This window comes from Billgrantia sp. C5P2, from assembly GCF_051062895.2.
The window spans coordinates 3,269,351-3,281,780 of the sequence record NZ_CM128542.1; the positions used below are offsets into that span (position 1 = coordinate 3,269,351).

The window sequence follows — 12,430 nt, forward strand, 5'->3', positions numbered from 1 at the left end:
CTTGTTGTGTTGTAAGCGCATGAATGCACCTCTGTTCAGTGAATGTTCGCGGCTCAGCCCCAGCCGCCGTCGACGACGAGTTCCTGCCCGGTGATGGCCGCGCTCTCGGCGCTGGCCAGAAACAGCACCGCCGGGGCGATGTGATGCGGCTCGAGCCGCAATTTCAGGCACTGATGGGCCTGGATCGACGCCTCCTCCTTGGGGCCTATCCACTTCTGCAGCTGACGCTCGGTCAGAACCGAGCCGGGCACCAGGGTATTGACGCGAATGTTGTAGCCTCCGAGGTCACGTGCCAGGCTGCGTGTCAGCCCGTGCACGGCGGCCTTGGCCGTGACGTAGGTCGACAGCTCGGGAATGGCCATCTGCACGCTGATCGAACCGAAATTGACGATGCTGCCGCCGCCGGCCTCGATCATCTGGTGCGCCGCCGCCTGGGCGGCGAAGAACATCGGCCGCAGGTTGAGCGACATGCGCTCGTCCCAGTAGGCGACGTCGACTTCCTGCCAGGTGTGGCGATCGTCGTTGGCGGCGTTGTTGACCAGGGTATGGATGGGGCCCAGCTCGCTGCCCACCTCGGCAATCGCTGCCTGCAGGGCCTCGACGTCGCGAATGTCGCAGCGGCGATAGCGCGGCGCCCGCCCTGTCTCTGCCTGCAGCAATTCAACGAGCGCTTGGCTCGCGGCATCGTCGATGTCGACGAAAGCGACTCGGGCTCCCTGCAGGTGAAAAGCCCGGGTCAGCGCGGCTCCGATGCCGCTGCCGCCACCGGTGATGAAGACCACTCGCTCGTCGAGGCTGGGGTAACGCGCCGCGTCGTTGTTCATGCTCTCTCCACTTAGTTTTTTCTATTTACTAACCAGAGAGTGAACATCTAACCAAAAATCAACAATGAGACGTTAGTCGATATCCTTATTTGCCCTTCTAAATCATTTCTATCCGCCACTTATCACTAAAATTCACGGCCCTCTTCCGGCGTGGCCGGCGCAAAGCAATTCGTTTAGGCTTGGAACCAACTAGCGGCACTCATGCCAGGAATGCCGAGGCGATGCCCTCGCGCGCCCCTTCGTCGAATGGCATCATCGAAACGCGACACCAAGGCGTCCGGCTTCATCCGTTTTCCTCCGCTGCACCCCTGGCGCGCGGACTGCAAGGCCTCATTCATCTATGTCAACCAGTTACCAGCAGCAGCACAAGGCGGGCGACCTCCACTTCCTCAAGCGGCTCAATCGCAGTGCCATCCTCGAACTGGTGCGCCGCACCCCGGGGCTGACCCGCGCCGACATCGCCACCCAAGCCCAGTTGACCAAGGCCACCGTCGGCGCCGGCGTGCAGTCGCTGCTGCACCAGGGCTGGCTGCGCGAGGGCGAGCTGCAGAAGAGCAGCGGCGGCCGCCCGGGGCGCGCCCTGCACCTCAACGACGAGCGCCACGTGCTGTTCGGTGCCGAGGTGGGGGTGCACGGCCTGCGCCTGGTGGCCTGCACCCTCTCGGGCCAGATACTTGAATCGCACCACGAGCACCTCGTACCGACCACGCCGGAGGTCACCGCCGAACTGCTCGCCGAGCTGTTGCAAGGGCTGATGCGCACTCACCTGGACGGCAACCGCCGCTGCCTGGGGCTGGGGGTCGCCCTCCCCGGCCCCATCGCGCCCGGCAAGCCCGTACTGCGCCTGGCGCCCAACCTGGGTTGGCGCGACATCCGCTTCCTCGACCTGCTGCGCCCTCACCTCTCGCGGCTGGAAGGCACCTGGCTGATGGACAACGAAGCCAAGGCGGCCGCCTTCGGCGAACTCTACTTCCGCACCGGTAACATCCCCGAATCGCTGATGTACGTCAGCGCCGGTACCGGGATAGGCAGCGGCATGGTCGAAGGCAGCCACCTGCCCCTGGTCGCCCGCGGCATCCACGGGCTGGCCGGAGAGATCGGCCACACCGTGCTGCAGCCCGGCGGGCTCTACTGCCACTGCGGCAATCGCGGCTGTGCCGAGACCCTGGTCAGCGGCTGGTCGATCCGCGCCGCCCTGGGCATCGCCGAGGAGGAAGACCTCATCGAGGCCCTGCTGCCCCGCCTGAACGAGCCCGACGTCCAGGTCACGCTGCGCCGGGCCGGCGAGGCGCTGGGCATCCTGTTGCTCAACCTGCACCATACCCAGAATCCCTCCGAGATCGTGCTCGGCGGCTCGCTGACCCAGCTCGGCGCCCCGCTGCTGGATCCTGCCCTCGACTACTTCAAGGCCAACCAGAGCCGCCTGCTCGGCACGACTCAGCAGGTTCCGCTACGAGTGATCCAGGATTCCACCTTCGTCGCCGCCCGCGGCGCGGCGGCCCAGGTTCTGGCCAGCATCATTCACGGCCCCTGTGACCTGATCTGACCGGCCCGCTTTATCGACTAAGGTCGATGACGGCACATAAGTTAAGAGATTGAACTTAGTAGTCACCTCACGCAGGATGTCCTACGGGCGTCCTGGAAGTGCGCCCGTCGGTCCGAGTCCATTTCGACAACAACCGCAGGAGCCCCATATGTCCCTGGAAGGCAAGATGCTGATCGGCCGCGAGGCCGTCAGCGGCAGTTCCAAGCCCATCCACGCCGTCAATCCCGCCACCGGCGAGACGTTGGAACCCACCTACGCGGGCGGCGGCAAGGCCGAGGTCGAACGCGCCTGTGAGCTGGCCGAGGCGGCCTTCGCCAGCTACCGCGAGACTTCGCTGGAGCAGCGCGCGGCGTTCCTCGAGGCCGTGGCCGCCGAGATCGAGGCCATCGGCGACGCACTGATCGAGCGCGCCATGGCCGAGACCGGCCTGCCGCGGGCGCGCCTGGAAGGCGAGCGCGGCCGCACCTGCGGCCAGCTGCGCCTGTTCGCTTCCGTGGTGCGCGCCGGCGAGTGGCTCGACCTGCGCCTCGACCCGGCCCTGCCGGAGCGTCAACCCATGCCCCGTGCCGACCTGCGCCAGCGCCACATTCCGCTCGGCCCCGTCGCGGTATTCGGCGCCTCGAACTTCCCGCTGGCCTTCAGCGTGGCCGGCGGCGACACCGCCTCGGCACTGGCCGCCGGCTGCCCGGTGATCGTCAAGGGCCACTCGGCCCACCCCGGCACCTCGGAGCTGGTCGGCCGCGCGGTACAGCAGGCCGTGGAGAAGAGCGGCCTGCCCGAAGGGGTGTTCTCGCTGCTGTTCGGCTCGGGCAGCGAGATCGGCCAGGCCCTGGTCAGTGACCCGCGCATCCAGGCGGTGGGCTTCACCGGCTCCCGCGGCGGCGGCACGGCGCTGATGAAGACCGCCCAATCACGCCCGCAGCCGATCCCGGTCTACGCCGAGATGAGCTCGATCAACCCGGTGTTCCTGCTGCCGGAAGCCCTCAGGGCGCGTGGCGCCCAGCTCGCCGAGGGCTTCGTCGCCTCGATGAACATGGGCGCGGGACAGTTCTGCACCAACCCGGGTCTGGTCATCGCGGTCAAGAGCCCCGAACTGGATGCCTTCGTCGAGGCGGCAGGCGGTGCGGTGAAGCAGAGTGGCGCCCAGACCATGCTCACCCCGGGCATCCACGCCGCCTACGAGCAGGGCGTGGGTCGGCTTTCCAGCAATAACAAAGTCAGGGAAGTGGCCCGCGGCCAGGCCGGCGAAACCGCCCACCCGTGCCAGGCGGGGCTGTTCGTCACCACGGCGAACGACTTCCTGAACGAGACCGAACTGCAGGAAGAGGTGTTCGGCGCCACCTCGCTGGTGATCGAGTGCGCCGACCTGGAGGAAGTAAAGCGCGTGGCGGCCCAGCTCGAAGGCCAGCTCACCACCACCCTGCAGATGGACGACGGCGACCTGGACGCAGCGAAAGCCCTGCTGCCGATCCTCGAGCGCAAGGCGGGTCGCATTCTGGCCAACGGCTGGCCGACGGGTGTCGAGGTGTGTCACGCCATGGTTCACGGCGGGCCCTACCCGGCGACCTCCGACAGCCGTACCACCTCGGTGGGCAGCGCGGCGATCTTCCGCTTCCTGCGCCCGGTGTGCTACCAGGCCCTGCCGCAAGGGCTGCTGCCGGAGCCGCTGCGTGACGGCAACCCCTGGGGTGTGTCACGGTTGGTCGATGGCAAACGCGAGGCATGAGACGTGAACGACGACAAGACCACTGCTTATCTTCCCCAAGATGTGGAACAGGCCCTGCTGGTGGGCCGCGTATGGCGTGACGACGGCCCGGCCCTGGTAGTGGTGCGCCGAGGGGAGGTGCTCGACATCTCCGCCCAGTGCGACTGCATGGCCGACCTGCTCGACCGCGACGATGCCGCCGCCTTCGCCCGAGGCGTGGAAGGCGAGTCGCTCGGCCCTGTTGCCACCCTGCTGCAGAACTCTCTGGCCGAACCGCAGCAAGCGCCCTATCTGCTCGCGCCCTGCGACGTGCAGGCGATCAAGGCCTGCGGCGTCACCTTTGCCGTGAGCCTGCTGGAGCGAGTGATCGAGGAGCAGGCCGGCGGCGATGCGGCGAAGGCCAGCCAGCTGCGCGCCGAACTCAACGAGGTGATCGGCCAGGACCTGTCGCGCATTGCGCCGGGTTCCGACGAGGCCATGGCGCTCAAGACGGCGCTGCAGGCCCGCGGCGCCTGGTCGCAGTACATGGAGGTGGGCCTCGGCCCCGACGCCGAGGTGTTCACCAAGGCGCAGCCGCTCTCCTCGGTGGGCTTCGGCGCCCGTGTCGGCCTGCACCCGGTCTCGAAATGGAACAACCCCGAGCCCGAGATCGTGCTGGCGGTGGATGCCCAGGGCGAACCCAAGGGCGCCACGCTCGGCAACGACGTCAACCTGCGCGACGTCGAGGGCCGCAGCGCCCTGCTGCTGGGCAAGGCCAAGGACAACAACGCCTCCTGCGCCATCGGCCCGTTCATTCGCCTGTTCGACGAGCGCTTCACGCTGGACAGCGTGCGTCAGGCCCACGTGACGCTGCGCATCGAGGGCGAGGACGACGGCTTTCTGCTCGAAGGCGAGAGCGACATGCGCGAGATCAGCCGCGATCCACTGGACCTGGTACGCCAGACCGTCGGTGCGCATCACCAGTACCCCGACGGCTTCATGCTGTTCCTCGGCACCATGTTCTCGCCGATCCAGGATCGCGACGGCGAGGGCCAGGGCTTCACCCACCACATCGGCGACAGGGTCACCATCGCCACCCCGGCGCTGGGTGCACTGGTCAATCGCGTCGACCGCTCCGACAGGCTGCCTCCCTGGACCTTCGGTATACGCCAGTGGCGAGCCCATCGCCGCTAGGCCTCGTCCGACAAGAGCAGACGCAGCGACAAGGCGGCATTCCCGCCCTGTCGTTGCGACCTAGGCAGCATTGCCTATATGTTGAACATATGGCACTTTGCGAGGCAAATCATCGACATGAGCTGCCATGACCGCTACGTCACTCAAGCGTACCGCCAAGCCTGCCCGCCCCAGCGTGGTGGAGTATCTCGCCGAAGCCATCTTTTCCGGGCGCTACCAGCCCGGCGACTTCGTTCCCAAGGAGATCGACCTCTGCGAGCAGTTCGCTATCAACCGCTCGGCGGTGAGGAGCGACCTGCGCCAACTGGTCGACGTCGGCATCATTGCGCGAATCTCGGGCCACGGCTCCAAGGTACGCGACTACGAGGAGTGGAATATCCTCGACCCCTCGGTGACCGAGTGGATGACCCGCTATGCCTCGCCCAACCCGCGTATCCAGCGCGAGATCCTGGCCTTCCGCCTGGACGTCGAACCCTACGTGGCAATGACGGCCGCACGGCGTGCCAAGGCCCTCGACCTGGTCGCCATCGAGGAGGCGCTGGAGGGCATGAGCCGCCACCTTCATGCCGTGAGCGCAGAGGAGCGGCAGCGCTACAGCGAGCATGACGTCGCCTTCCATGTGGCCATCTTCAAGGCCAGCCACAACATCGTCTGGGCGCAGCTCTCGCATATCCTGCGCCCCTCGATCCATTTGCTGGTGGAAACCTCCAACGACAGCACCGCCGACCCCGAGGCCAGCTTCGAGCGCCATCGCCGGGTGATGGAAGCGATCCGCGCCCGCCAGCCACGCGAGGCTTTTCTGGCTGCCCGGGATGTGCTGCAAGGCACGGCCGACGCACTGGGCATCGAGCCGGGAGATGGGACGTTGGGCAGTTGGCTCGAGGTGGAGCCTACCACTACGCCTTGAAGGCCGGCGAGGGCAGGCCCCGAACCCCCGGCGCGACACGGAACAGGCTTCCCGCCAGCGCTTCCTGGTCGCGGCCGTCGGCCGCGGTGGTGATGAAGAGCCGGTCCAGCTCGGGTCCGCCGAAGGTGCAGGAGGTTACCCGCGAAGCGGGCAGTATCAGGGTTTCGTCCAATGTACCATCGGGCAAAAAACGGCTGACACGCCCGCCGCCCCAGTGGGCGACCCACAGGCCACCCTCGGCGTCGCAGGTCATGCCGTCCGGATAGCCCTGAGTGCCGCGAAAGCGCAGGTGCTCACGCTTGCCGCTCAGCTCGCCGCCCGCCGAGAGATCGAAGGCATAGACGACCCCGGCGGCCGTATCGCTATGGTAGAGCGTATTGCCGTCGGGGCTGACGGCAGGGCCGTTGGCCACGCCGTAGCCAGAGTCGACCCGGCGCAGATTCGCGCCGTCGAGGCAATAAAGAGCCCCCCGGCCCGGCTCGCCACTCTCTTTCTCGTTCTCGCTCATCGAGCCGAACCAGAGCCGCCCCCGGGTATCCACCGCCGCGTCGTTGAAGCGATTGCCCACCGGCTCCTCGGGCGTGGTCCACGCGCCGACGATACGCGGCCCGCTCTCGTCGAGACGCAGGTGCACCAGCCGCGAGGCGAGCCCCGCAATGAAGCCGTCACCGTCGGCCCGCGGCGCCAGCCAGCAGCACGCTTCCACGAGAGGCCAGCCGCGTGTCCCGCCGCTGGCATAATCATGCACATGCAGAGTGCGGCCCAGGATATCGACGAACAGCAGTTGGCCGGCCTCCCCTCGCTCGGGGCACCACAGCGGACCTTCTCCCAGCCGTGCCCGCCCCGACCACACGCACTGGATCATCGAACCGTCGACCATGCGCCGCTCGCCTCCCAGTCGGCTCAATGCGAATGCCTCGGCACTTCGGCGCCGCGACACCCGACAAGGAAGTCGAAGTCGCAGCCCTCGTCGGCCTGCAGCACCCGCTCGATGTAGAGCTGGCGGTAGCCGCCGTCGCTGGCGATCCGGCTCGACTTGGCGGTGGGATCGCTCTCGGCCAGGCGCGCCTCGAGCTCGGCGTCGCTGATGTCCAGGTGCAGTTTGCCGGCATCGCAGTCGAGCTCGATCCAGTCTCCATCGCGCACCGCGGCGAGCGGTCCACCGGCGGCGGCCTCCGGCGCTACGTGCAGCACCACGGTGCCGTAGGCGGTGCCGCTCATGCGTGCATCGGAGATGCGCACCATGTCGGTCACACCCTGTTCGAGCAGCTTCGCCGGCAGCCCCATGTTGCCGACCTCGGCCATGCCGTGATAGCCGCGCGGACCGCAGTTCTTCATCACCAGCACGCTGCTGGCATCAACCTCCAGCTCGGGGTCATTGATGCGCTTCTTGTAGTCGTCGAAATCCTCGAACACCACCGCCCGGCCGCGATGAGTCATCAACTCGGGGCTCGCCGCAGAAGGCTTGAGCACCGCTCCACGCGGCGCCAGGTTGCCGTGCAGCACGCACATGCCGCCGTCTTCGCGCAGGGGGTTGTCCAGCGGGCGGATCACCTCGTCGTTGTAGAGCGGTGCGTCCTTGACGTTCTCCCACAGCGTCTTGCCGTTGACTGTCAGCGCCTCCTTGTGCGGCAGGCGGTCGGCCTCGCCCAACCGACGCAGCACCGCAGGCAGGCCGCCGGCATAGTAGAACTCCTCCATCAGGAAACGCCCCGAGGGCTGCAGGTCGACGATGGTCGGCGTACCGCGCCCGATGCGGCTCCAGTCGTCGAGGTCTAGCTCGACGCCGATGCGCCCGGCAATCGCCTTGAGATGGATCACGGCGTTGGTCGAGCCGCCGATCGCGGCATTGGTGCGAATGGCATTCTCGAAGGCCTGCTTGGTCAGGATCTTCGACAGGCGCAGATCCTCCTCGACCATCTCGACGATGCGATTGCCGGAGAGGTGCGCCAGCACGTAGCGCCGCGAATCCACCGCCGGGATCGCCGCGTTGTGCGGTAGCGAGGTGCCCAGGGATTCCGCCATGCAGGCCATGGTCGAGGCCGTTCCCATGGTGTTGCAGGTGCCCGCCGAGCGCGACATGCCGGCCTCGGCGGCCATGAACTCGTGGATCGATATCTTGCCGGCCTTGACCTGCTCCGACAGTTGCCAGACCACGGTGCCCGACCCGATGTCCTTGCCCTCGTGCTTGCCGTTGAGCATCGGCCCGCCGGTCACCACGATGGTGGGGATGTCGCAGCTCGCCGCCCCCATCAGCAGCGCCGGCGTGGTCTTGTCGCAGCCCACCAGCAGCACCACCGCATCCAGCGGGTTGCCGCGGATCGACTCCTCCACGTCCATGCTCGCCAGGTTGCGGGTGAACATCGCCGTGGGCCGCAGCAACGACTCACCGTTGGAGAAGACAGGAAACTCCACGGGATAGCCGCCCGCTTCCAGCACGCCCTTCTTGACGTGCTCGGCCAGCTTGCGGAAATGCGCATTGCAGGGCGTGAGCTCCGACCAGGTGTTGCAGATGCCGATGATCGGCTTACCCTCGAACTCGTGGTCCGGAATGCCCTGGTTCTTCATCCAGCTGCGGTACATGAAGCCGTTCTTGTCGGCGGTGCCGAACCACTGGGCGCTGCGCAAGGGACGCTTGCGGTCGGTCATACGAGGTCTCCTGAAACCGAAGGATCATGCACGCTGGCGTCGGGTCTGCTTCCAGCGGTCGAACATCACCGCCAGCAGCAGGATCGCGCCGCGTACCAGGTACTGATAGAAAGTGGGAACGTTGAGAAGGCCCATGGCGTTCTGCACGCAGCCCATGATCAGCACGCCCACCAGCACACCGGTGATGGTGGCCACGCCGCCGGAGAGGGCCACGCCACCCAGCACGCAGGCAGAAATGACGGCCAGCTCCAGGCCCATCGAGGTGTTGGGATCGCCCAGCCCCATGCGCGAGGTGAGCAGCACGCCGGCGATGCCGGCCACCACGCCCTGCAACCCGAAGACGATGATCTTGAGGCGGCGCACGTTGACCCCGGCCAGCGCGGCCGCCTCGGCGTTACCGCCGGTGGCCAGCACGTTGCGCCCGAACGCGGTCATGTTGAGCAGCACGCCGAAGATCACGAAGCAGGCGATCATGGTCCACACCGGCAGCGTCAGGCCAAGGAAGGAGGCGCTGCCCAGGTCGAAGAACTCGGGCACGGTGATCATCACCGCATCGCCGCCGGAGGTGATGTAGGCCAGGCCGCGCACGAACTCCATGGCGGCGAGCGTGGCGATCAACGAATTGATGCCGAACTTCGCCACCACGAAGCCGTTGAAGGCGCCGACTGCGCCCCCGGCGAGTACGCCGCCGAGTACGCCGATCAAGACGCTGCCCGAGGCGGAAGTGACCACGGCGGCAACGACGCCGGCGAAGGCGACGATGGAGGCCACCGACAGATCGACCTCGCCCAGCGCCAGCACCATCATCATGGTGGTGGCGATGGTGCCGATCAGGGTAATGGAGAGCAGCAGGCCGACCATGTTGCGCCCGGTGAGGAAGCCGGGAATGAACACGGCCAGGGCGACGAACAGGATCACGAAGATGGCGATCAGCCCGGACGTATCGAGCAGGGTGCGCAGGGGCTTGGGCAGCCCCCGGCGCGGGGGCGCCGCAGCCGTGCTGCCATCTCCCTCCGCGAGCTTGTGGGTTGTCATGTGAAATCCTCTGATTGCACTTGTCGGTAAAGTCTTTTCGGTAAGCTCAAGCGGGCAGCGCCAGTCCCAGCAGGCGCTGCTGGGTGGCCTCCCGGCGCGGCACGATGTCGACCAGCGCACCGTCGCGCATCACGCCGATGCGATCGCAGATGGAGCTCACCTCGGCCAGGTCGCTGGAGATCACGACGACGCTCTTGCCCTGCTCGGTCAGCTCGAAGAGCAGGTTGTAGATATCGCGGCGAGCGCCCACGTCGATGCCGCGGGTGGGCTCGTCCATCACGAACAGGTCGATCTTCTCGGACAGCCAGCGCGCCAGGATCACCTTCTGCTGGTTGCCGCCGGAGAGCGAGCCGATGGGCGTGCGCGGCCCCGGCGTCTTGATGCTCAGCCGCCCGATGTAGTCCTCGGCATTGGCACGTTCGCGCCGCGGGTCGCGAAACAGGCCCCAGCGCTTGAAGAAGCGCCGGCAGCTGATATTGAGGTTGTCGGCCACGCTGGCGACGGGAAAGATGCCCTGCGACTTGCGATCCTCGGGGCACATGGCGATGCCCCTGCGGATCGCCTCGCCGGGGCTGGCGAAGCGCCGCGCCACGCCCTGGAAGCGCACCTCGCCCGACTTGGAGGTCTCGGCGCCACACACCAGACGCATCAACTCGCTGCGCCCCGCTCCCACCAGCCCGAACAGGCCGAATACCTCGCCGCGCTTCACCTCGAAGCTCACCGGTGCCTTGAGCCCCCTGCCCTCGATGGCGTCGATCTCGAGCATCACCTCGCCCTGCTCGCGCTCGCGGTAGCCGTAGACGTCCTCGATGTCGCGGCCGACCATCTCGCTGACCAGGGTGTCGTTATCCAGCGCATCGAGGTTCTCGTGGGTGCGGATGTGCGTGCCGTCGCGGAACACGGTGACCGCGTCGCACATCTTGAAGACCTCCTCCATGCGGTGTGTGACGTAGAGCACCACCCGGCCTTCGTCGCGCAGCCGGGCGACGATGCGTTCGAGCTGACGCGTCTCCTGCACCGACAGGCTGCTGGTCGGCTCGTCGAAGGCGATGATGCGGGCATCACGCAGCAGCGCTCGACCGATCTCGATCATCTGTTGCTGGCCAATGGAGAGATCGCGCACCTTGGTCGAAGGGTGGATACTGCCCTCCCCGAGCTCCTCGAGCATGCGCATCGCCCGCTCCCGCAGTCGCCGCCGGTCGATGAAGCCGTGATGAGCCGGCAGTTGGCCGAGCAGCAGGTTCTCGGCCACCGACATGTTGGGCGCCAGGGTCAGCTCCTGGTAGATGATGGCGATACCCTGCCCAAGTGCTTCGCGAGCGTTGGCAAACACATGGCGCTCGCCGTCGATCCACAGCGCTCCTTCCGTGACGCGATTGACCCCGCTGAGCACCTTGAGCAGCGTCGACTTGCCGGCGCCGTTCTCACCCATCAGCGCGTGCACCTGGCCGGCGTGGGCGCCGAAGCTGACCTTGTCGAGCGCCCGCACGCCGGGGAAGACCACGCTGATGCCGTCGAATCGAAGAAAGGGTTCGGTCATGTCGCTCTCCCGTCACCGCGTTCCGTCACGATCACAGCCCAAGTTCGGCGCGCACGTCCTGCCAGTTGTCGCGCGTCATCAGGGTGCCGGTGGTCTCGGTATTGGCTGGCGGCTCCTCACCCTCGGTGATCCAGCGGTAGAGGTTCTCGGCGGTTTGCTGGCCATGCATGGTGGAACTCACCGCCACGGTGCCGTGGAAACCGGTCGGATTGCTGCGCGAGAACTCGGCGAAGGCTGCACCCGAGCCGTTGATGCCCACGCCGATCACATCCTCGGCGGCAAGGCCGTACTGCTCTGTGGCACGTACGCCGCCCAGCACGCTCTCCTCGTTGAGGGCGTAGATGATCCAGTGCTCGAACTCGCCGCGCTGGGAGATGACCGGCGAGGCGGCCGAGAAGGCGCTGCTGGTATCGGTGTTCTGCTGGGGCGCGTCGAAGACGTTCTCGGCGGGGAAGCCCCACTCCACCAGTGCGTCGGTGGCACCGTCGGTGCGCTCCTTGGCGGTGGGCAGCTCGTTGTTGGTGATGCGCAGGGCCGCGACCTCCTGCGGGTCCCAGCCGCGCGCCTCCATTTCGGCGGCAATCGCCTCGCCGACCTGCTGGCCGATCTTGTAGCCCGACATGCCCAGGTGCGGCACGCCCTCGAGCGGCTCACCGTTTCCGTTCACGAACTGATCGTCGACCGTGACCACCTTCATGCCGTACTGGTTGGCACGATTCATGATCGCCGAGCCCAGGCGAACGTCCGGCGGGCAGATGACGAAGCCTTGGGCACCCTGGGAATAGAGGTTGTCGATGGCGCTGAGCACCTCCTGGCCGTCTTCGCCGCCCAGCCGGACGACGCGGAAGCCTAGCTCCTCCCCCACCTGCGTCGCGGCCTCCTGCTCATTGATGAACCAGGCCTGTTCGGGCTTCTTGACGATGAAGCCAATGCGCACGTCCTCTTCGGCAGCCTGTGCTGCGCCGACGGTTCCGAGCGCCAGACTGGCGCTGAGGGCCAGGCGAGTGAAAGTCGTTGTCATGGACATGTCGTACTCCTACGTCTCTTCGGA

At 66.9% G+C, this 12,430-nt stretch carries 10 protein-coding genes; 4 read left to right on the plus strand and 6 right to left on the minus strand.

What is annotated here, in order from left to right; genetic code table 11:
* Window positions 1-53: 53 nt before the first annotated feature.
* Window positions 54-824 carry an SDR family NAD(P)-dependent oxidoreductase gene (locus tag ACRWQA_RS15050; protein WP_263583108.1) on the minus strand — a complete coding sequence of 257 codons (771 nt, stop codon included), beginning with the start codon at window positions 822-824 and terminating at the stop codon, window positions 54-56.
* Between the two features lie 340 nt (window positions 825-1,164).
* Here ACRWQA_RS15050 and ACRWQA_RS15055 point away from each other — a divergent pair, with 340 nt between their 5' ends.
* The 4 genes from ACRWQA_RS15055 (at window position 1,165) to ACRWQA_RS15070 (ending at window position 6,155) form a co-directional block, all read left to right on the plus strand.
* Window positions 1,165-2,370, plus strand: coding sequence for an ROK family protein (locus ACRWQA_RS15055; protein ID WP_434229279.1), 1,206 nt, complete (start codon window positions 1,165-1,167; stop codon window positions 2,368-2,370).
* 148 nt (window positions 2,371-2,518) lie between these two features.
* Window positions 2,519-4,096, plus strand: coding sequence for an aldehyde dehydrogenase (NADP(+)) (locus tag ACRWQA_RS15060; RefSeq protein ID WP_446326192.1), 1,578 nt, complete (start codon window positions 2,519-2,521; stop codon window positions 4,094-4,096).
* A gap of 3 nt (window positions 4,097-4,099) precedes the next feature.
* Window positions 4,100-5,248, plus strand: coding sequence for a fumarylacetoacetate hydrolase family protein (locus ACRWQA_RS15065; RefSeq protein ID WP_263583105.1), 1,149 nt, complete (start codon window positions 4,100-4,102; stop codon window positions 5,246-5,248).
* 127 nt (window positions 5,249-5,375) lie between these two features.
* Window positions 5,376-6,155 (plus strand): FadR/GntR family transcriptional regulator, encoded by a 780-nt coding sequence (locus tag ACRWQA_RS15070; protein ID WP_434232381.1) that lies wholly within the window; start codon window positions 5,376-5,378, stop codon window positions 6,153-6,155.
* On the opposite strand, the gene ACRWQA_RS15075 is transcribed toward ACRWQA_RS15070, so the two are convergent.
* From ACRWQA_RS15075 to ACRWQA_RS15095, 5 genes are read right to left on the minus strand one after another with little or no spacing between them, the layout of a single operon-like run.
* Window positions 6,145-7,062, minus strand: coding sequence for an SMP-30/gluconolactonase/LRE family protein (locus ACRWQA_RS15075; protein WP_434232378.1), 918 nt, complete (start codon window positions 7,060-7,062; stop codon window positions 6,145-6,147). The genes ACRWQA_RS15070 and ACRWQA_RS15075 overlap by 11 nt on opposite strands.
* Complete coding sequence (locus ACRWQA_RS15080; protein WP_434232376.1) at window positions 7,059-8,804, minus strand: IlvD/Edd family dehydratase; 1,746 nt, start codon at window positions 8,802-8,804, stop codon at window positions 7,059-7,061. Before ACRWQA_RS15080 ends, ACRWQA_RS15075 begins: the two co-directional genes overlap by 4 nt.
* Window positions 8,805-8,828: 24 nt before the next feature.
* Window positions 8,829-9,839, minus strand: coding sequence for an L-arabinose ABC transporter permease AraH (gene araH / locus ACRWQA_RS15085; RefSeq protein WP_263583101.1), 1,011 nt, complete (start codon window positions 9,837-9,839; stop codon window positions 8,829-8,831).
* A 46-nt stretch (window positions 9,840-9,885) separates the two neighbouring features.
* Complete coding sequence (gene araG / locus ACRWQA_RS15090; protein ID WP_263583100.1) at window positions 9,886-11,379, minus strand: L-arabinose ABC transporter ATP-binding protein AraG; 1,494 nt, start codon at window positions 11,377-11,379, stop codon at window positions 9,886-9,888.
* 31 nt (window positions 11,380-11,410) lie between these two features.
* Window positions 11,411-12,406: an arabinose ABC transporter substrate-binding protein gene (locus ACRWQA_RS15095; protein ID WP_434232372.1), complete on the minus strand. Its 996-nt coding sequence runs from the start codon at window positions 12,404-12,406 to the stop codon at window positions 11,411-11,413.
* Between the last annotated feature and the right edge of the window lie 24 nt (window positions 12,407-12,430).

Coding starts and splice junctions, on each gene's coding strand:
- ACRWQA_RS15050 (WP_263583108.1), bottom strand. CDS start 824: ATGAACAACGACGCGGCGCGTTACCCCAGCCTCGACGAGCGAGTGGTC.
- ACRWQA_RS15055 (WP_434229279.1), top strand. CDS start 1,165: ATGTCAACCAGTTACCAGCAGCAGCACAAGGCGGGCGACCTCCACTTC.
- ACRWQA_RS15060 (WP_446326192.1), top strand. CDS start 2,519: ATGTCCCTGGAAGGCAAGATGCTGATCGGCCGCGAGGCCGTCAGCGGC.
- ACRWQA_RS15070 (WP_434232381.1), top strand. CDS start 5,376: ATGACCGCTACGTCACTCAAGCGTACCGCCAAGCCTGCCCGCCCCAGC.
- ACRWQA_RS15080 (WP_434232376.1), bottom strand. CDS start 8,804: ATGACCGACCGCAAGCGTCCCTTGCGCAGCGCCCAGTGGTTCGGCACC.
- araH (WP_263583101.1), bottom strand. CDS start 9,839: ATGACAACCCACAAGCTCGCGGAGGGAGATGGCAGCACGGCTGCGGCG.
- araG (WP_263583100.1), bottom strand. CDS start 11,379: ATGACCGAACCCTTTCTTCGATTCGACGGCATCAGCGTGGTCTTCCCC.
- ACRWQA_RS15095 (WP_434232372.1), bottom strand. CDS start 12,406: ATGTCCATGACAACGACTTTCACTCGCCTGGCCCTCAGCGCCAGTCTG.